The following is a 19714-nucleotide window of genomic DNA, read 5'->3' as shown; positions in this document are numbered from 1 at the left end:
GGGCAGGCCCCTTTTCCGTGCTCCAACGAAAAGGTTCGACACCCCATGAGCAACCCCCACCCGCATCCCGTCCGGATGCACGCCGCACCGGGAGGTGCGCGCTGATGGTCTGGTACATCGTCCGACGCGTCCTGCAGCTGATCCCCGTCTTCCTCGGCGCCACCCTGCTGGTGTATTTCCTCGTCTTCAGCCTCCCCGGTGACGCCACCGCCGCCATCTGCGGCGAGCGCGGCTGCACGCCCGCCGTCGTCGCCGGACTGCGCGAGCAGTACAACCTCGACCAGCCCTTCTGGGTCCAGTACCTGCTGTACCTCAAGGGCGTGCTGACCTTCGATCTCGGCACAAACTTCTCCGGCCGCCCGATCGCGACGATCATCGCCGAGGTCTTCCCGACCACCGCGAAGCTCGCCGTCATGGCCCTGGTCATCGAGGCCGTCTTCGGCATCCTCTTCGGCCTCATCGCCGGGCTCCGCAAGGGCCGGATCTTCGACTCGTCGGTCCTCGTCGTGTCCCTGATCGTCATCGCCGTGCCCATCTTCGTGCTCGGCTTCCTGATGCAGTTCCTGATCGGCGTCAAGCTCCAGTGGACCAACCCGACCGTGAGCGGTGACGCCACCTTCACGGAGCTCCTGCTCCCGGCCGTGGTCCTGGGACTGGTGTCCTTCGCCTATGTGCTGCGCCTGACCCGGACCAGCATCATCGAGAACGTCAACGCGGACTACGTGCGGACCGCGACGGCCAAGGGCCTCAGCCGCCGCCGCGTCGTCGTGGTGCACGTCCTCCGCAACTCCCTGATCCCCGTCGTGACCTTCCTCGGCGCCGACCTCGGCGCCCTGATGGGCGGCGCGATCGTGACCGAGGGCATCTTCAACGTCAACGGCGTCGGCAACACCCTGTACCGCGCCGTGCTGAACGGTGACGGACCGATGGTCGTCTCGATCGTCACGTTCCTCATCCTCATCTTCTGCCTCGCGAACCTGCTGGTGGATCTCCTGTACGCGTGGCTGGACCCAAGGATTCGATATGCCTGAACCAACATCTCCCTCCGCCACCAGCGGGACCCTCACCGAGGCCCCCGCGCGCGTGGTCCGCACCAAGACGTCCGCCTACCCGATCGAGCACTTCGTCGCCGATCCCGACGAGACCCCGGTCCGGGCCACGGACAGCGTCGTGTCCGACGCCGCTCCCCGCGGCCTGTGGGGCGAGGCGTGGGGCAGCCTGCGGAAGCAGCCGCTGTTCATCATCAGCGCCCTGCTGATCCTCGCGGTCATCTTCGTGGCGCTGTTCCCCGGCCTCTTCACCAGCGAGCCGCCCAACGAGAACTGCCTGCTCGAGAACTCGGACGGCGGGCCGGCTCCCGGCCACCCGCTCGGCTTCACCGTGCAGGGCTGCGACATCCTCTCCCGCGTGGTCCACGGCACGCAGTCCTCGCTGACCGTCGGACTGTTCGCCACCCTCGGCGTCGTCCTGATCGGTGGCCTCATCGGCGCGCTGGCGGGCTTCTTCGGCGGCTGGGTCGACGCGATCCTCGCCCGCGTGGGGGACATCTTCTTCGCCCTCCCGCTGATCCTCGGCGCCATCGTCGTCGTGCAGCTTCCCGTGTTCCAGCAGAACCGGAACGTGTGGACGCTCGTCGTCATCCTCGTGGCGTTCGGCTGGCCGCAGATCGCCCGGATCACCCGGGCGGCGGTGATCGAGGTGCGCAACGCGGACTTCGTGACCGCGGCCCGCTCGCTCGGCGTCTCGCCGCTGGGGGCACTCGTGAAGCACGTCATCCCGAACGCGCTCGCGCCGGTCATCGTCATCGCGACCATCTCGCTCGGCACCTTCATCGTGGCGGAGTCGACGCTGTCCTTCCTCGGCATCGGGCTGCCGCCGGACGTCATGTCCTGGGGCAATGACATCTTCTCGGCGAAGCCGTCCCTGCGCAGCAACCCCATGGCGATCTTCTGGCCGGGCCTCGCCCTGTCGATCACCGTTCTGAGCTTCATCATGCTGGGCGACGCCCTGCGTGACGCTCTCGACCCGAAGGCACGCAAACGATGAGCCACACCACCCATACCGGGACGCGCAACCCCGCCGCCTCGGACGGCACAGGCGCACCCCGGCCGCTGCTCGAGCTCCGGGACCTCGCCATCACCTTCTCGACGTCGAACGGGGAGGTCCCGGCGGTGCGCAACGCGCACCTCACCGTGATGCCCGGGGAGACCGTCGCGATCGTGGGGGAGTCGGGCTCCGGCAAGTCGACGACGGCGCTCGCCGCCATCGGCCTCCTGCCCGCCAACGGCCGGGTGTCCCACGGCAGCATCATCTTCGACGGCGAGGACATCACGCACGCCTCCGAGAAGCGCATCGTCGCACTCCGCGGCTCCTCGATCGGCATGGTGCCCCAGGACCCGATGTCCAACCTGAACCCCGTCTGGAAGATCGGGTTCCAGGTCCGGGAGACGCTGAAGGCCAACGGGCTGCCCAGCGGACCCCAGGACGTCGCCACGGTGCTCTCGGAGGCGGGCCTGCCCGACGCGGCGTCCCGCGCCAACCAGTACCCGCACGAGTTCTCCGGCGGCATGCGCCAGCGTGCGCTGATCGCGATCGGGCTGTCCTGCCGACCGCGGCTGCTCATCGCCGACGAGCCGACGTCGGCCCTGGACGTCACCGTGCAGCGGCAGATCCTGGATCACCTGGACACCATGACGGAGGAGCTCGGCACCGCCGTGCTGCTCATCACCCACGACCTCGGCCTGGCCGCCGAGCGGGCGCACAAGGTGATCGTCATGTACAAGGGGCAGGTCGTCGAGGCCGGTCCGGCCCTCGAGCTGCTCACCAACCCCCGCCACCCCTACACGCAGAAGCTCGTGGCGTCCGCGCCGTCCATCGCGTCGCGCCGCATCGAGTCCGCCAAGAAGGCCGGCGTCGCGACCGACGATCTCCTCGCCCCGGCGGCACCGACCGGAGCCGTGCCGGACACGGTGATCGAGGTCGAGGACCTGACGAAGGTCTTCAGGATCCGCGGGAACTGGGGCAGGTCTACCGATTTCACCGCCGTGGACAAGGTGTCCTTCTCCATCGCCCGCGGCACCACCACCGCCGTCGTGGGGGAGTCGGGGTCGGGCAAGTCGACCGTGGCGAAGATGGTCCTCGGTCTGGAGGGCGCGACGTCGGGCAGTATCCGGTTCGACGGCGTGGACATCACCACGCTCGGACGGAAGGAGATGTTCGACTTCCGCCGCCGCGTGCAGCCGATCTTCCAGGACCCCTACGGCTCGCTCGACCCGATGTACAACATCTACCGGACCATCGAGGAGCCGCTCCGCGTCCACGGCGTGGGGAACGCCAGGAGCCGGGAGAAGAAGGTCCGTGAGCTGCTCGACCAGGTGGCGCTGCCGTCCGCGATGATGCAGCGCTTCCCCAACGAGCTCTCGGGCGGGCAGCGGCAGCGCGTGGCGATCGCGCGTGCGCTGGCACTCGACCCCGAGGTGGTCATCTGCGACGAGGCCGTCTCGGCGCTCGACGTGCTGGTGCAGGCCCAGATCCTGGCCCTGCTCGCCGACCTGCAGTCGGAGCTCGGCCTCAGCTACCTGTTCATCACCCACGACCTCGCGGTGGTCCGGCAGATCGCCGACCACGTGGCCGTCATGGAGAAGGGCCGGCTCGTGGAACAGGGCACCACGGACGAGGTGTTCGACACCCCCCGCACGGCCTACACGCAGGCCCTGCTCGCGGCGATCCCCGGCGCGGGTCTGGTCCTACCTCCCGAGGTCGCCTGAGGCCCGGCGGGCCCGACCCGGGAGCGCGCGTCGTCGCGTGGATCGGTGTGAAGGACAGCAGGCGGTCCCCGGTGCGGGGGCCGCCTGCTGCGTCCGGGGAGGTGAGACGAGTCACGACCATAACGATGCGCGCACGATCTCCGGCTGCGCACTCCGGGGGCGTCCGCCGCCCCGCATCCCCGTGCTGGTGCCGATCCCGCCGTGCGAGGGGGAGGAAGTGTACGACGTCGGAACCGGGTGCGGTGTCCTGACTTCCGCCTCTTGACGCGGTGATCCTCTGTAGGCTTGGGAGTTGCCCTGTGACGCGGCGCCAGCGCCACGCGTCACGACGCATCACCGAAGGAGACGATTCATGAGTATCAAACCCCCGGACGAGGCTGTGGCCGGGCCACCCACGCCGAACGAGCAGAGCAACGAAACGAGCACGGGACAAAGAGCGCGATTGGCCCTGCCGGTGTTCATCCCGGCCGCGGCCCTGATCGTGGTTTTCGTCGCGTTCGTCCTCGTTTCGCCGGATACCGCGTCCACCCTGTTCGCGGGCATCCAGGAGAACGTGATCGGCGCCTTCGGCTGGTACTACGTGGCCATCGTGGCCTTCTTCGTCGCCTTCTCGCTGTGGGTCGGGTTCAGCCGCTACGGCGACATCCGCCTCGGCAAGGACGACGACAAGCCCGAGTTCTCCGCCATGTCCTGGTTCGCACTGCTCTTCGCCGCGGGCATGGGTATCGGCCTGGTGTTCTGGGGTGTGGCCGAACCGCTCAACCACTTCGCCAGCCCCCGCCCCGGCGTCACCGGCACCGACGTGCAGCTCGGCCAGCAGGCCATCACCCAGACCTTCCTCCACTGGGGGCTGCACGCCTGGAGCATCTACGTCGTCGTGGGCCTCTCGATCGCCTACGCCGTGCACCGGCGCGGCCGCCCGATCTCCATCCGCTGGACCCTCGAACCCCTGCTGGGCGACCGCGTCAAGGGCGCCTGGGGCCACGCCATCGACGTCGTCGCGCTCGTGGGCACGCTGTTCGGTGTCGCCACCTCGCTGGGACTCGGCGTGCTCCAAATCTCCTCGGGACTGGACAGTGCCGGCATCCTCGCCGCCACCAAAGCCACGCAGGTGGGCCTGATCCTCTGCATCACCGCGCTGACGATCGTGTCGGTGATCTCCGGTGTGGGCAAGGGCATGAAGTGGCTCTCGAACATCAACCTCGTCCTGGCCGGGGTGCTCCTGCTCGTGGTGCTCTTCGCGGGTCCCACGCTCTTCCTCCTCCGCGAATTCGTCCAGTCCATCGGCAACTACTTCCAGAACGTCGTGGGCCTGACCTTCAACACGCTGGCGTTCTCCGGTGCGGAGGGTGAGGCCTGGCAGGCGGCCTGGACCACGTTCTACTGGGGCTGGTGGATGTCCTGGGCACCCTTCGTCGGCATCTTCATCGCCCGGATCTCCAAGGGACGCACGGTCCGCGAATTCGTGGCCGGTGTCCTCCTCGTCCCCACCACGCTGGGCTTCCTGTGGTTCTCCGTGCTGGGCGGCTCGGCCATCTACCGCGAGATCTTCGGCCAGGGCGGCCTGATCGCGGAGGACGGCTCGGTGGACACCGAGAACGCCCTCTTCGGCCTGCTGGGTGGACTCCCGGGCGGGCCCGCGCTGCTCATCGGGGCCATCATCCTGATCGCCATCTTCTTCATCACGTCCGCCGATTCCGGTGCCCTCGTGATGAGCATGATCTCCACGGGCGGTGACCCGAATCCGAGGCACTGGATCCGGGTGTTCTGGGCGGTACTCGCAGCGCTCGTCGCCATCTCCCTGCTCCTCGTCGGTGATACCGGCCTGAGCTCCATCCAGACGGCGGCGATCCTCACCGCCCTCCCCTTCAGCGTCGTCATGCTCGCCATGTGCGTGTCCACGGCGAAGGCGTTCCACGGGGAGCACCGCGCCTGGCAGGCCACGCAGCGGAAGCTCGCCGCGACGGCCATGGCGGACCGCGTGACCGATCAGGTCCACGAGTCGATGTCCGATCGGGTGGAGCGGCAGGTGCAGGACCACCTCGACGATCACGCGGACACGCTGGCCGAGGGCGCCGCCGGCGCCGGCCAGGATGCGGGTCGGAACGGTACTCCGCGCTTCAAGTGGGCCCGCCGGCCGTAACCGGATCCCACGCACGACGGCGGCGGTCCTTCCCCCGGGGAGGGCCGCCGCCGTCGTCCGCCCAGCGTCTCCGGACGCCGCTTGACAGGGTGCATTAGGTCTGTTTTTGCCGTGTCCCCTAGACTGGTAAGAGGGCGTGCACTGTAGCCGCCGTCAATTTTCCCGCAGTAGATACCGAATTGAGTAATAACGCATGTCTGAAACCACAGGCAACACCGCTGTTCGCAGCGACCTCCGCAACGTAGCCATCGTGGCCCACGTTGACCACGGAAAAACCACCCTGGTCGACGCCATGCTGAAGCAGACCAACTCGTTCGCTGCGCACGGAGACGTCGCCGACCGCGTCATGGACTCGGGCGACCTCGAGCGCGAGAAGGGCATCACCATCCTCGCGAAGAACACCACCGTGTTCTACGACGGCCCCTCGGCCAACGGCGAGACCATCACGATCAACGTCATCGACACCCCCGGCCACGCCGACTTCGGCGGCGAGGTGGAGCGCGGCCTGTCCATGGTGGACGGCGTGGTGCTCCTCGTCGACGCGTCCGAGGGCCCGCTGCCCCAGACGCGCTTCGTGCTCCGCAAGGCCCTCGCGGCCAAGCTCCCCGTGATCCTGCTGGTCAACAAGACCGACCGCCCCGACTCCCGCATCGAGGAGGTCGTCAGCGAGTCGATGGACCTCCTCCTCGGCCTCGCGTCCGACCTCGCCGACGAGGTCCCCGACCTGGACCTCGACCTGATCCTGAACGTGCCCGTGGTCTACGCCGCGGCCCGCGTCGGCGCAGCGTCGATCGAGCAGCCGGCCGACGGGCATGCGCCGACCAACGACAACCTGGAACCGCTGTTCAAGACGATCATCGATCACATCCCGGCGCCCCGCTACAACCCCGACGGCGTCCTGCAGGCACACGTCACCAACCTCGACGCGTCGCCGTTCCTCGGCCGCCTCGCGCTGCTGCGCATCTTCAACGGCACGCTGCGCAAGGGCCAGCAGGTCGCCTGGGCCCGCCAGAACGGTGAGCTCAAGACCGTCAAGATCACCGAGCTCCTCGCCACGAAGGCGCTGGACCGCGTGCCCACCGATTCCGCCGGACCCGGCGAGATCGTCGCCGTCGCCGGTATCGAGGGCATCACCATCGGTGAGACGCTCACCGACGTCGACAACCCGCAGCCGCTGCCGCTCATCACCGTCGACGACCCCGCGATCTCGGTCACCATCGGTATCAACACCTCGCCGCTCGCCGGCAAGGTCAAGGGCGCCAAGGTCACCGCACGCCAGGTCAAGGACCGCCTCGACAAGGAGCTCATCGGCAACGTCTCGCTCCGCGTCCTGCCCACGGCCCGCCCCGACGCCTGGGAAGTCCAGGGCCGTGGCGAGCTGGCGCTCGCCATCCTCGTGGAGCAGATGCGCCGTGAGGGCTTCGAGCTCACGGTCGGCAAGCCCCAGGTGGTCACCAAGACCGTCGACGGCAAGATCCACGAGCCCATGGAGCACATGACCATCGACGTCCCCGAGGAGTACCTCGGCGGCGTCACCCAGCTCATGGCCGCCCGCAAGGGCCGCATGACCAACATGGCCAACCACGGCACCGGCTGGGTCCGCATGGAGTTCATCGTCCCCGCACGCGGCCTCATCGGGTTCCGTACCCGCTTCCTGACCGACACGCGCGGTGCCGGTATCGCGGCGTCGATCTCCGAGGGCTACGAGCCCTGGTGCGGTGACATCGAATACCGCACCAACGGCTCGATGATCGCCGACCGCTCCGGTGTCGTCACCCCGTTCGCGATGATCAACCTGCAGGAACGCGGCTCCTTCTTCGTGCAGCCCACCTCCGAGGTGTACGAGGGCATGATCGTCGGCGAGAACTCCCGCGCCGACGACATGGACGTCAACATCACGAAGGAGAAGAAGCTCACCAACATGCGTGCCGCTTCCTCCGACACCTTCGAGAACCTGACCCCTCCGCGCAACCTCACCCTCGAGGAGTCCCTCGAGTTCGCCCGCGAGGACGAGTGCGTGGAGGTCACCCCGGAGACCATCCGCATCCGCAAGGTCATCCTCGACGCCAACGAGCGCATGCGCGCCTCGCGTTCGCGCGCCCGGGCCTAGTCCCGACGGCACGTCAGCACCATGGCCTACGACGACGCCGGTCCCTTCCCTGCCGGGAAGGACCGGCGTTCGTCGTTCCCGGCGCCCCCTCCCGAAGCGCCGCGGCGCCCCGCGGCGATCGCGGGCGCGGTGGCGGCCGGGGTGGCGGCGGGAGTCCTCGGGACTGCGCTGCACGGCCACCTGCTCTTCGTGGGCGGGGTCGCCGTTCCCGTCGGAGCGCTGGCCGCCCTGCTCCTGGCGGGCAGCCTGTTCCTGCTGTGCGGCCTGTGGGCACGGAACGTCATGATGACGGCGCTGGCGGGGGCCATCGCGTACGGGATCGTGGCGCTGCTCTCGCGATCATCGAAGACGCTCATCCTCACCGGGTCCTCGACGGCGGCCCCGGGCACGGCACTCGCGGGGAACCTCTGGCTCTTCGGCGTGCTCATCGCCACGCTCGCCGCGGTGGTGCGGGGCGTCGTCGTGCTCCGGCAGCGCTAGGGACCCGGGGGAGGGGCCCGCCCTCAGTCGGCCGTACGGTCGAGGTGGTGGGCCAGCATGACGGAGGTCGCGGTGCCGTCCACGTCCGGCCCGCGGCGCGCGTAGTCCTCGAAGACGTCCCGGATGCGCCCCATCATCTCGGCGCGGTGCTCGTCGTTCAGCCGGACGCCGACGCGCCAGATGTCGATCTCGGACGCCTCCAGGCCCTCGATCTCCTGCAGGAACGTCTCCACGAGGACGGGCGCGGAGTCCGGCAGGCGGCCGTTCCGCGACAGTCCGGTGGCGCGGTACGGGATCTCCTTCGCCCCGCGGTTGCCCACGCGGGTGTCCTCGGCGGCGAGGAACCCGGTGGTGAGCAGGGTCCTGACGTGGTGGAGCGTCGTCGCCGGGTTGAGGCCCAGGGCCTCCGCAATCTCCTTGTTGGTCCGCGCCCGGTGCAGGCACAGCCGCAGGATCCTGAGCCTGACGGGTGAGCTGAGCGCCCGGCCCCGGGCCTGGAGATCCTCGTCTGAGTCCATGCGCCGATTGTACGGGAGATCGCCCGCGGGATTGGCAGGTCCCAATCACTGATTCCGGGTGGGACGGTCCGCCCGCCGACCCGGCCGGCGGGGGCGGTGTGCCGCTACGGCGTCGTCCTGCGCGGCGCGCGGCGTGGCGGAGGTGGTGGCACCGGCCGCGCCGCGGTGACGTCGGCGAGGAGCACGACGTCGTCCCCCCTGCGGGTCCGCACCGTGCAGGCGGTCCCGTCGACCGCCACGAGGTCGCCGAGCGAGTCCGTGACCCCGGCGTCGATGCGACGCCGGACGACGACCCGCGTGCCGAGGGGGAGCGAGGCGAGGAGGGCGGCGGGTGTCTGCACGCCTCAAGGGTAGGCCCTGGCGGTGAACCGCGGGGCTGCGGTGCCGGGGACGCCCTGGTCCTGCCGGGGCGGGCCGTTGCGTTAAGCTGGAACCCGCACCACGGGTGCGTCAGCCCGACCCCAGTCACCAGGAAAGGCGTGGGAAGTGACCTACGTAATCGCGCAGCCATGCGTGGATGTCAAGGACAAGGCCTGTATCGAGGAGTGCCCTGTCGACTGCATCTATGAGGGCGAGCGGTCGCTCTACATCCACCCCGACGAGTGCGTGGACTGCGGCGCGTGCGAACCCGTGTGCCCGGTCGAGGCGATCTACTACGAGGACGACACCCCCGAGCAGTGGGCCGAGTACTACAAGGCCAACGTCGAGTTCTTCGACGACCTCGGCTCGCCCGGCGGCGCGGCGAAGGTCGGCAACACGGGCTTCGACCACCCCATCATCGCGGTCCTGCCACCCCAGAACCAGCCCGCGTAGGTGGTGGCCGGGGAGCCGACGCCGTTCGGCCTGCACCTGCCCGACTACCCGTGGGACGCGCTGGTGCCCTACCGGAGGACCGCGTCCGGCCACCCCGGAGGCCTGGTGGACCTGTCCATCGGCACGCCCGTGGATCCGACGCCGGACCTCATCCAGGCGGCGCTCGCCGCCGCCGCCGACGCGCACGGCTACCCGACCACCCACGGCACGGCCGCGCTCCGCGAGGCGATCAGCGCCTGGTTCGCGCGGCGCAGGGGAGTGCCGGGGCTCGACCCCGCGGACATCCTGCCCACCGTCGGCTCCAAGGAGCTCGTCGCGTGGCTCCCCCTGCTGCTGGGACTGGGCGAGGGTGACGTCGTCGTTCGGCCCTCCGTCGCCTACCCCACGTACGACGTCGGCGCCCACCTCGCGGGGGCCACGCCGGTCGCCGCGGACTCCCTCGCGGACCTGCCCGCGGACGTGCGGGCCCGCGTCCGCCTCGTCTGGATCAATTCGCCCGGCAATCCGACGGGCGAGGTGCTCGACGTCGAGGGCCTGCGGACGGTCGTCGACGACGCCCGCTCGCTCGGCGCGGTGGTCGCATCCGACGAATGCTACGGCGAGCTGGGCTGGGGCCGCTGGGACCCCGCGGAGGGCGGCGAGCCCGTGCCCAGCGTCCTCGACCCGCGGGTGTGCGGCGGATCCCAGGAGAACCTGCTGGCCGTCTACTCGCTGAGCAAGCAGTCCAACCTCGCCGGCTACCGGGCCGCGTTCACGGCCGGGGACCCGGCGATCATCGCCAACCTCGTCAACTCCCGCAAGCACGCCGGCATGATCGTGCCGTACCCGGTGCAGGAGGCCATGCGGGTGGCGCTCGGGGACGACGCCCACGTGGCCGCACAGAAGGACCTGTACCGTCGCCGTCGGGCCCTGCTCGTCCCGGCCCTCGAGGCCGCGGGCTTCACGATCAGCGGCTCGGTGGCCGGACTGTACCTCTGGGCGTCCGAGGGGAGGCCCACGTGGGACACCATCGACCGGCTCGCCGGGCTCGGGATCCTCGCGGGCCCGGGAACGTTCTACGGCGATGCCGGGCACGGCTTCATCAGGATGGCGCTCACGGGGAGCGACGAGCGGATCCGGGCCGCCGTGACGCGTCTCGCGGACGCTCCGCGCTGACCCGCCGTACTCGTCCTTGCTCCCGGGCACCGCAGGGCAGCAGGATTAGTGATCGGGGGCTCGCTGACGGTAGCGTTTGGCGTGAATGTGCTGATCCCGGGGTGACCTCTGCCCTCGTGTGAAGCGATGATTTGTGGCGATGACCGCGCTCCAGCTCCTGAAGGAGAATCAATGACCGAGCAGAATGCCTCACTGCACTACGGCGACGGCGAACTCAGCCTGCCGCTGGTACGCGCAGCCGAGGGCAACCACGGCTACGACGTGTCGAAGCTGCTGAAGCAGACGGGCCAGGTCACCTTCGACCCCGGCTTCATGAACACCGCGGCCACCACCTCGGCGATCACCTACATCGACGGCGATGCCGGGATCCTGCGCTACCGCGGGTACCCGATCGAGGAGCTCGCGAAGAACTCCAGCTTCCTGGAGGTCTCCTACCTCCTGATCTACGGGAACCTGCCGACGCCCGAGGAGCTGACCGGCTTCGACGGCCGCATCCGCCGGCACACGCTCCTGCACGAGGAGCTGAAGGGCTTCTTCGGCGGCTTCCCGCGGGACGCCCACCCGATGCCCGTGCTCTCCTCGGCCGTCTCGGCGCTGTCCACGTTCTACCAGGACTCGCTCGATCCCTTCGACGACGAGCAGGTGGAGCTCTCCACCTTCCGCCTCATGGCGAAGCTGCCCGTCATCGCGGCCTACGCGCACAAGAAGTCCATCGGCCAGCCCATGCTGTACCCCGACAACTCCATGAACCTCGTGGAGAACTTCCTGCGGCTCTCCTTCGGCCTGCCCGCCGAGCCGTACGACCTCGACCCCCTGATGGTCAAGGCGCTGGACCTCCTGCTCATCCTGCACGCCGACCACGAGCAGAACTGCTCGACGTCGACCGTCCGCCTCGTGGGCAGCTCCAACGCGAACATGTTCGCCTCCGTCTCCGCGGGGATCAACGCGCTCTTCGGCCCCCTGCACGGTGGCGCCAACGAAGCCGTGCTGAACATGCTCCGGGACATCAAGGGCCAGGGCATGCAGCCCGAGGACTTCATGGAGAAGGTCAAGAACAAGGAAGACGGCGTGAAGCTCATGGGCTTCGGGCACCGCGTCTACAAGAACTACGACCCCCGCGCGAAGATCGTCAAGGCCACGGCCCACGACATCCTCACCAAGCTGGGCGGCAACGACGAACTGCTCGACATCGCCATGCGGCTCGAGGAGAAGGCCCTCGCGGACGACTACTTCATCGAGCGGAAGCTGTACCCGAACGTGGACTTCTACACGGGCCTGATCTACAAGGCCATGGGGTTCCCGGAGAAGATGTTCACCGTCCTCTTCGCGATCGGCCGCCTCCCGGGCTGGATCGCCCAGTGGCGCGAGATGATGCAGGACCCGCAGACGAAGATCGGCCGTCCGCGCCAGCTGTACACGGGTGAGGGCGAGCGCCACTACCCCGCGCACTGACCCGCGCCGGCCCGTCCGGACGAACGACGGCCGCCCACCTCCTGGAGGTGGGCGGCCGTCGTCGTTCCGTGCCTGGGCCGGGTCAGGTCCCGTCGGCGGTCGCGTAGCCCTGCGGGTTGTTCTTCTGCCAGCGCCAGTGGTCCTCGCACATCTCCGCGAGGGTCCGGGTGGCGGACCAGCCGAGGTCGGCGAGGGCCGAGGACGGGTCGGCGTAGCTGACGGCGGCGTCGCCCGGTCGGCGGGGCGCGAACTCGTAGGGGATGTCGCGGCCGACCGCCGCGGAGAACGCCCCGAGGACCTCGAGGACGGAGGAGCCGGTGCCCGTCCCGAGATTCCAGATGTGCACCCCGCCGCGGGCCACCAGATAGTCCAGGGCGGCGAGGTGCCCCTCGGCCAGGTCCACCACGTGGATGTAGTCGCGCACCCCGGTGCCGTCCGGCGTGGGGTAGTCGTTGCCGAAGACCAGCACCTTCTCTCGACGGCCCACTGCCACCTGCGCCACGAACGGCAGGAGGTTGTTGGGGATGCCCGTGGGGTCCTCGCCGATGGTGCCCGAGGAGTGGGCCCCCACGGGGTTGAAGTACCGCAGCAGTGCGATGTTCCAGCGGGGATCCGCGGCACCGAGATCCGTCAGGATGTCCTCGATCTGCTCCTTCGTGCGCCCGTAGGGGTTCACCGCGTCGAGGGGGAGCTTCTCGGTCAGGGGCACCTCCTCGGAGGCGCCGTAGACGGTGGCCGACGAGCTGAAGACCAGGGTGCGCACATCGGCGTCGTCCATGACCCGCAGCAGGTTCAGGGTGCCGCCCACGTTGTTGTGGTAGTAGTACAGCGGCTTCTCCACCGATTCGCCGACGGCCTTGAGTCCCGCGAAGTGGATGACGGCGTCCACCTTCTCCTCGGCGAAGATGGCACGCAGCCGGGGTTCGTCGAGGAGATCGGCCCGGTGGAAGGTCGGGGTGCGGCCGGTGAGGGCTGCGACCCGTTCCAGCGAGGTCTCGGTGGAGTTCAGCAGGTTGTCGACGACCACGACGTCGTGGCCGTGCTCGAGCAGGGTCAGGACGGTGTGCGAGCCGATGTAGCCGCTGCCACCGGTAACGAGTATTTTCACGCTCCCATCCTAGGTGCATCCCCGCGGGAGGGAGGGGATGCCACGGGCACGGCCCGAGTGGCGACGGCCCGCCGTGGCCGGAGCCTCTGGAGCCGGCGGGGTCCTGGGATTACTGTAGAAGGGAAACCCGAAAGGCTCCGAAGGAGGCCCATGTCGTACGCCGACCCCGGTTACAGCGCGTACTTCACGGTGGACACCTCGGAGGTGCTGCTCGTGGCGCTGTACCTCAGGGACTGCGCGGGGCTGCAGGGCACGGGACTGCCGGCGCTCCCGCCCCTGACCCCGGCGGTGCGGAGGGTCGAGACCCGGCGCCTGACCGCGCCGATGGGTGGACGGGCGGCCCTGCGCGTCGAGTGGGAGGCGTGGTGGCACACCCTGCTCATGCACCGCATCGGGGACGCGGTCCTGCCGCTCCCGCCGCAGTTCGAGGCGCTGGACGGCATGGCGGCGCTGAAGGCCCTCCTGCGGGCACACTTCGGGGCAGCGATGGCGTGGGCGGCGGAGCGGTGCGCCGAGTACGTTCTCCGGGTGGGGGCCAGGGGTGCGGACAGCATGGATCGGCTGCTCGCCCGGATCATCCAGGAGTCCGAACTCGAGCTGGGGCGCCCGGCCCGCCCCTTCACGCTGGAGGTCGTCGAACTGCCGCTGGCCGGTCGACGGGCCTGGTGGGTGGAACCGGACAAGATCCTGATCTGCCAGGACCTGTTCGACGACGAGCGCTCCTTCCGCAGCTTCGTGGAGCCGGTCATCAGGGTGCTCGCCTGAGCCCGGGCCGCCTCGCGCCGGTCATCAGGGTGTCGCCCCCGCGACGGTGATGGTCACCGTCCCGGTCTCGGTCGTCGTCGACGACCAGCCGCCGTCCGCCCGGACCCATTCGAGGCCGGAGAACGCCACCGAGGTGATCTGCAGGGCGGACGCGTTCGCCACCGCCCACTGCGCGACCGCCCAGCCCCTGGCATCCGCTGCCTCCAGCGTGAGGCGCGTCCCGTCCACCGTCGTGCCGAACGGACCGAAGACCTCCCCGGCCGCGGTCGAGACGGCGAAAGGATCACCGGCGGCGGAGGGTTCGCGGAGGGTACAGTCCAGGGCCGCGGGGGACTGGCCGGTCAGCGCGGACGCGAAGGCCCGGCCCTCCGGCTCGTGGTCGGCGTACGCCGTGGGGTAGGCGGAGCGCTGGACCGTCTGGGCGGCCTCGGTGATCGGCAGCGTCTCGTACCCCGGGACCTTCACGAGGGCGTCGTAGAAGGCGCCCGCCGCATAGAGGGGCGTCATGACCTGCTCCTGGGTCCCCCAGCCCTGCGAGGGGCGCTGCTGGAACAGCCCCCGGGAGTCCGGTCCGGCGTCGTCCCCGTAGTCGATGTTCTCCAGCCGGGACTCCTGGACCGCCGTCGCGATGGCGATCGACGCCGCACGGGCAGGGAGCCCACGGTTCACGGCGACGCCGGCGATGAGCGCGGCATTGCCGGTCTGCTCCGGGGTGAGCTCGAAGGTGTCCGCTCCCACCGTCGCGCTGCACCGCTCCCGGACCAGGACCTCGCTCCCGTCCAGCTGGTGGAGGGCGGCGGCGGTCCCGCCGACGGCGACGGCGGCGAGCCCGGCGAGCATGGCGCCGGTCCGGAGCTGTCGCCGTCGTCGCCGGACGGCAGCCGACGGTGGCCGCGGGGACATGCGCTAGTTCGCGTGCAGGGCCGGGTTGAGGGCGATGCCCTCGCCGCTGCGGGGACGGGCCTCGACGGCGCCCGTGGCGGAGTTGCGCAGGAAGAGGATGCCTGCCTCCCCGGAGAGCGTCGTGGCCTTGACCAGCGACCCGTCCTGCAGCGTCACCTTCGTGCCTGCCGTGAGGTAGAGCCCGGCTTCGACGACGCAGTCGTCACCGAGGGAGATCCCCACGCCGGACTCGGCACCGAGCAGGCACCGCTCGCCGATGGTGATGCGTTCCTTCCCGCCGCCGGAGAGTGTCCCCATGATCGAGGCCCCTCCGCCGATGTCCGAGCCGTCCCCGACGACGACGCCCGCCGAGATACGACCCTCGACCATCGATCGGCCGAGGGTCCCGGCATTGAAGTTCACGAAGCCCTCGTGCATCACGGTGGTGCCGTCGGCCAGGTGGGCGCCGAGCCGTACGCGGTCGGCGTCGGCAATCCGGACGCCCGCCGGGACCACGTAGTCGACCATGCGCGGGAACTTGTCGATGCCGTGGACGGACACGGGCCCGCGGGCCCGCAGCGCGGCACGGACCGTCTCGAAACCGTCCACGGGGACCGGCCCGTAGTTGGTCCACACCACGGTGGCCAGCAGGCCGAAGATGCCGTCGAGGGAGATGGTGTTGGGCTGGACGAGCCGGTGGGACAGGAGGTGGAGCCTCAGGTAGGCGTCCTCGGTCCCGGCCGGGGCGTCGTCGAGGTCCACGACCAGGTCGACGACCCGCTGCGTCACGTGCCGGGCGTTGTCCACGCCGGACTCCGCGAGGGCCTCGAGCGTGTCCCGCAGGCCGGTCGCCGCGGCGTCGTCCATGGTGGGCTCGCCGGTCCAGGGGGAGGGGTACCAGGTGTCCAGGACGGTCCCGTCGGCGGTGACGGTGGCGAGGCCGAGGCCGCCGGCCGGGCGCCCGGGAGCGGACATGGATGAGCTGGGCGTGGGAGGAGTCATACAGCAATCCTACCGAGGTGCGCCGTCGACCCCCACGCGGTGCCTCTCCCGCCCCAGGCGTCGGACCCGCGCTACGGCGCTCCGCTGCCTCCCGCGGTCAGGACCGGATCCCCTGCATGCCGAGGACCAGGTCCTTCACCGACGCTGCGGGGACAGGGCGTCCGCGCTCCAGGAAGCGGGCCGCGGCAGCGGGTACGTCGGGATTCGACGAGATCACCAGGGGTGCCTCCCCGGGCTTCGACGGGAGCCTGCCATGGGTGCCCCTGACGTGGCCGGGATCGAGCGGAACCAGGTTCATCGCATACCGGAGACCTGCCTTCTTCTTCAGCAGGTTGAGGCCCCCCTTCGCCTTCGCCCACGGGTCCGCGGGATCGAAGAACAGCTCGGCCGGGTCGTAACCCGGTTTGCGGTGGATGTCGACGCCCCGGGCATAGTCGGGTGCCCGGTCGTCGTCCAGCCAGAAGTAGTAGGTGAACCACGCGCCGGGTTCGGCCACCACCACCAGCTCGCCGGAGCGCTCGTGGTCGAGGCCGTAGCGGGCCTGCGCCTCGCGGTCGAGGACCTCATCGACGCCCGGCACCCCGCGGAGCAGCGCGGCGACGCGGGGGACGTCCGCCGGGTCCGCGACGTAGACGTGGCAGACCTGATGGTCCGCGACCGCGAAGGCCCGGGAGGTCCACGGGTCGAGCTGCTCCCTGCCGTCCTGTTCGTAGACCTCCAGCAGCTTCTCGCGGCGGAGGATGCGGTTCACATGGACGGGCCGGTGCGCATCCTCGATGCCGTACTCGGAGACGGCGACGACGTCCACGCCGTGCGCGAGGGCGGAGTCGAGCAGCGGTGCCAGCACCGCATCCAGTGCGGAGGCGGCCTCGACTGCCTGCGGGCTGGTCGGTCCGAAGCGTTGGAGGTCGTAGTCGAGGTGCGGCAGGTACGCCATGAGCAGGTCGAGGGATGCCGTGCGCAGGAGGTGCTCGGTGGAGCGGGCGATCCACTCGGTCGAGCGGATCGAGGCGGTGGGTCCCCAGTACTGGAAGAGGGGGAAGTCGCCGAAGGGGCCGGTCAGTTCGTCGTGCAGCGAGGGCGGTCGGACATAGGCGTCGGGCGACTTGCGGCCGTCGGCGTGGTAGATCGGACGCGGGGTGACCACCAGATCCGTGGACATGCCCATCGCGTACCACCAGCAGACATTGCCGGCCCGATAACCGGGCATGGTGCGCCGTGCCGTCTCCCAGAGCTTCTCGCCCTGGACGAGTTTGTTGTGCTGGCGCCAGAGGTGGATCTCGCCCAGGTCGCGGAAGTACCAGCCGTTGCCCACGATGCCGTGCTGCGCGGGATCGAGGCCCGTCAGCATGGTGCTCTGCACCGAGCAGGTCACCGCGGGGAGGACGGTCGACAACTCGGCGCTCCAGCCGCCGTCCGCCAGCCGCGAGAGGCGCGGCATGTGGGTGAGGGCAGTGGGCGTCAGCCCTACGATGTCGAGCAGCAGGACAGGTTTCACGGGCGGGGTCTCATTCGCTCGGGGCGGACGGGTGGATGTGGGGCCGCAGGTGCGCGATGGACCAGGCGATCTCGGCGGCGATCCCCTCGACGAGCGGGACCGGACCGCCCGGGAGGACGCTCCAGGTGTAGGTCTCGATGTCGAGGTGGGCGTCGGAGCCGTGCGGCATCGCGGCGACGGCCTCGACCGCGATGCGCAGGACCGACGTCGTGGTGGTCAGGGGAGGCTCCGGTTGGTAGTGCAGGGGCAGGTGGAAATGGACACGCCACGGTCCCCGGGCGGGAAGGACGTCGAGCGCCTCCGGGAGGTCGTCGCTGCGGAGCACACCCGCAGGGGCTGCTTCCCTCACCTGGTGGATGTACCGCGGCTCGACGAAACGCGCCAGGGCCTCCCGCGCGTGCGGCAGGGCGGGGTCCTCGACCTCGAGCGCCACGGATGCCTGGATCTTCACGACCCTCAGGCCCGCGTCGACGATGCGCCGGACCTCCGCGGCGGGGTCGGCGAAGGAGACGGCGAGATGGCAGGTATCGAGGCAGATACCGACGAGCTCGGGGTCCAGGCCTACCCCGACGCGCGCGGACAGCCAGTCGACGACGTCGGCGACCGAGTCGAGCACGCAGCCGGGTTCCGGTTCCACCGCCACGCGGATGGTACGCCCCGTGGTCGTCCGGAGGTCCCGCAGGAAGGCGGAGAGTTCCACGAACGCGGCTGTCGCGGCGGTGTCCGACTCGTCCGTCCACCCCTCGCGCCAGGCGAGCGGCAGGGTCGAGATGGAACCCTCCATCCCGACGGGAAGCAGATCCGCGAGGACCTCCGCACAGGCCTTCGTGTAGTCGAGCCGGTCGGGTCGCGCCCACGAGGGCTCGTACACGGCCAGCTTCACGACGTCGTCGTGGAAGCCGCCGAAGGGGAAGGCATTGATCGTGTGGAGGTGGAGACCTTCGTCGGACAGCGCCGCACGCAGCCTCTCGCGATCCTCCCCTGACCGGGCGAGCCGGAATGCGAGCCCTGCCGGCAACCATAATCCGATGCCGAGGGTCTGGAGCCCGGACTGCCGGCGGATCGGGCCTGCGTACCGTCGGAGCTGCTCGAGCACTCCGTCCAGGTCCTCGGCGGGATGCACGTTGGTGCAGTACGAGAGCAGCATCAGGCGCGGGCTCCCCGCAGGATCGAGTTGCCCTCGAACTCCTCGCCCCGCGGAGCCTCGACCTCGAAGCCGGGGATCGGATCGAGGATCAGGCGGCCGCTCTGGCCGTAGAACTCCACCGGGTTCTCCCAGAGGACCTTCTCGACGTCGTGCGGCGTGAAGCCCCCCGCAAGCATGGCGTGCCCCGTGGCGGCGGTCTTGAGCGGGTCCGACCTGCCCCAGTCCGCCGCGGAGTTGACCAGGACACGCTCCGTACCGTAGCGGCGGAGGATCTCCACCATGCGCGCCTCATCCATCTTGGTGTCAGGGTAGATGGAGAAACCCAGCCACGCCCCGGCCTCCTTCACCATCTCCGCGTTGGTCTCGTTCAGGTGGTCCACGACGACCATCCGGGGCGTGATGCCCGACTCGCGGACCACATCGAGAGTGCGGGCGGTGCCCGCGAGCTTGTCGCGGTGCGGGGTATGGACGAGCACCGGGAGGGCGTGCCGAACGGCGAGCTCGAGCTGCCGACCGAAAGCGACGTCCTCCGCCGGTGTCATCGAGTCGTACCCGATCTCACCGACGGCGACGACGCCGTCCTTCACGAGGTAGCGCTCGAGCTCATCGAGCACCGGCGTACACCGGGGGTCGTTCGCCTCCTTGGGATTGAGGGCGATGGTCGCGTGGTGGCGGATGCCGAACTGTGCGGCCCTGTGACGCTCCCAGCCGATCAGGCCGTCGAAGTAGTCGAGGAACGACCCGACGTTGGAGCGCGGCTGGCCGAGCCAGAAGGCGGGCTCGACGAGCGCGCGCACGCCGGCCGCATACATGGACTCGTAATCGTCGGTCGTGCGGCTCGTCATATGGATGTGCGGATCGAAGATGCGCATGG

The 19714-nt window shown here is 69.8% G+C and carries 18 protein-coding genes; 10 read left to right on the top strand and 8 right to left on the bottom strand.

What is annotated here, in order from left to right; all coding sequences use genetic code 11:
- The first annotated feature begins 104 nt into the window (after positions 1-104).
- The 6 genes from MWM45_RS12270 to MWM45_RS12245 all read left to right on the top strand — a co-directional run bounded on the left by MWM45_RS12270 (position 105) and on the right by MWM45_RS12245 (position 8500).
- On the top strand, positions 105-1031 hold the full coding sequence (locus MWM45_RS12270) for an ABC transporter permease (protein ID WP_247826686.1): 927 nt from the start codon (positions 105-107) through the stop codon (positions 1029-1031).
- Positions 1024-2046: an ABC transporter permease gene (locus tag MWM45_RS12265; protein ID WP_247826685.1), complete on the top strand. Its 1023-nt coding sequence runs from the start codon at positions 1024-1026 to the stop codon at positions 2044-2046. Before MWM45_RS12270 ends, MWM45_RS12265 begins: the two co-directional genes overlap by 8 nt.
- Complete coding sequence (locus MWM45_RS12260) at positions 2043-3767, top strand: ABC transporter ATP-binding protein (protein ID WP_247826684.1); 1725 nt, start codon at positions 2043-2045, stop codon at positions 3765-3767. Before MWM45_RS12265 ends, MWM45_RS12260 begins: the two co-directional genes overlap by 4 nt.
- 352 nt (positions 3768-4119) lie before the next feature.
- Complete coding sequence (locus MWM45_RS12255; RefSeq protein WP_247826683.1) at positions 4120-5910, top strand: BCCT family transporter; 1791 nt, start codon at positions 4120-4122, stop codon at positions 5908-5910.
- A gap of 193 nt (positions 5911-6103) precedes the next feature.
- The gene (gene typA, locus MWM45_RS12250) at positions 6104-8020 is read left to right on the top strand and encodes a translational GTPase TypA (RefSeq protein WP_043440968.1); all 1917 of its coding nucleotides are present in this window, start codon (positions 6104-6106) and stop codon (positions 8018-8020) included.
- A gap of 21 nt (positions 8021-8041) precedes the next feature.
- On the top strand, positions 8042-8500 hold the full coding sequence (locus MWM45_RS12245) for a hypothetical protein (RefSeq protein WP_247826682.1): 459 nt from the start codon (positions 8042-8044) through the stop codon (positions 8498-8500).
- A 23-nt stretch (positions 8501-8523) separates the two neighbouring features.
- Here MWM45_RS12245 and MWM45_RS12240 read toward each other — a convergent pair whose 3' ends face one another.
- Complete coding sequence (locus MWM45_RS12240) at positions 8524-9018, bottom strand: ArsR/SmtB family transcription factor (protein ID WP_247826681.1); 495 nt, start codon at positions 9016-9018, stop codon at positions 8524-8526.
- 104 nt (positions 9019-9122) lie between these two features.
- Positions 9123-9359, bottom strand: coding sequence for a putative acetyltransferase (locus MWM45_RS12235; RefSeq protein WP_247826680.1), 237 nt, complete (start codon positions 9357-9359; stop codon positions 9123-9125).
- Between the two features lie 145 nt (positions 9360-9504).
- On the opposite strand from MWM45_RS12235, the gene fdxA reads away from it, so the two are divergent.
- The 3 genes from fdxA to MWM45_RS12220 all read left to right on the top strand — a co-directional run bounded on the left by fdxA (position 9505) and on the right by MWM45_RS12220 (position 12438).
- Entirely contained in the window at positions 9505-9831 is a 327-nt protein-coding gene (gene fdxA / locus MWM45_RS12230) for a ferredoxin (RefSeq protein ID WP_043440973.1), read from the top strand.
- Positions 9832-9834: 3 nt separating this feature from the next.
- The gene (gene dapC / locus MWM45_RS12225; protein ID WP_418909769.1) at positions 9835-10986 is read left to right on the top strand and encodes a succinyldiaminopimelate transaminase; all 1152 of its coding nucleotides are present in this window, start codon (positions 9835-9837) and stop codon (positions 10984-10986) included.
- Between the two features lie 171 nt (positions 10987-11157).
- Complete coding sequence (locus MWM45_RS12220; RefSeq protein WP_043440977.1) at positions 11158-12438, top strand: citrate synthase; 1281 nt, start codon at positions 11158-11160, stop codon at positions 12436-12438.
- A gap of 82 nt (positions 12439-12520) precedes the next feature.
- Here the strand turns inward: MWM45_RS12220 and galE are convergent, their stop codons facing one another.
- Positions 12521-13546, bottom strand: coding sequence for a UDP-glucose 4-epimerase GalE (gene galE / locus MWM45_RS12215; RefSeq protein ID WP_247826678.1), 1026 nt, complete (start codon positions 13544-13546; stop codon positions 12521-12523).
- Positions 13547-13696: 150 nt separating this feature from the next.
- Between galE and MWM45_RS12210 the strand changes: the two genes are divergently transcribed.
- Positions 13697-14311 (top strand): hypothetical protein, encoded by a 615-nt coding sequence (locus tag MWM45_RS12210; protein WP_247826677.1) that lies wholly within the window; start codon positions 13697-13699, stop codon positions 14309-14311.
- A gap of 24 nt (positions 14312-14335) precedes the next feature.
- Here MWM45_RS12210 and MWM45_RS12205 read toward each other — a convergent pair whose 3' ends face one another.
- From MWM45_RS12205 to MWM45_RS12185, 5 genes are all read right to left on the bottom strand, one after another.
- Positions 14336-15214 carry a hypothetical protein gene (locus MWM45_RS12205; RefSeq protein WP_247826676.1) on the bottom strand — a complete coding sequence of 293 codons (879 nt, stop codon included), beginning with the start codon at positions 15212-15214 and terminating at the stop codon, positions 14336-14338.
- Between the two features lie 3 nt (positions 15215-15217).
- On the bottom strand, positions 15218-16195 hold the full coding sequence (gene dapD / locus MWM45_RS12200) for a 2,3,4,5-tetrahydropyridine-2,6-dicarboxylate N-succinyltransferase (protein WP_247826675.1): 978 nt from the start codon (positions 16193-16195) through the stop codon (positions 15218-15220).
- A 97-nt stretch (positions 16196-16292) separates the two neighbouring features.
- On the bottom strand, positions 16293-17693 hold the full coding sequence (locus MWM45_RS12195; protein ID WP_247826674.1) for an alkaline phosphatase family protein: 1401 nt from the start codon (positions 17691-17693) through the stop codon (positions 16293-16295).
- 10 nt (positions 17694-17703) lie between these two features.
- Positions 17704-18840 carry a metabolite traffic protein EboE gene (gene eboE / locus MWM45_RS12190; RefSeq protein WP_247826673.1) on the bottom strand — a complete coding sequence of 379 codons (1137 nt, stop codon included), beginning with the start codon at positions 18838-18840 and terminating at the stop codon, positions 17704-17706.
- A complete protein-coding gene (locus MWM45_RS12185) occupies positions 18840-19712 on the bottom strand; it encodes a TatD family hydrolase (RefSeq protein WP_247826672.1) in 873 nt (290 codons plus the stop codon). The genes eboE and MWM45_RS12185 overlap by 1 nt, the downstream gene beginning before the upstream one ends.
- Positions 19713-19714 lie beyond the last annotated feature (2 nt).

Origin of the sequence: Arthrobacter antioxidans, from assembly GCF_023100725.1 — a bacterium.
Taxonomy (GTDB): domain Bacteria; phylum Actinomycetota; class Actinomycetes; order Actinomycetales; family Micrococcaceae; genus Arthrobacter_D; species Arthrobacter_D antioxidans.
Note: the sequence above shows the minus strand (reverse complement) of the source record. Positions and strands in the feature narration are given on the sequence as shown.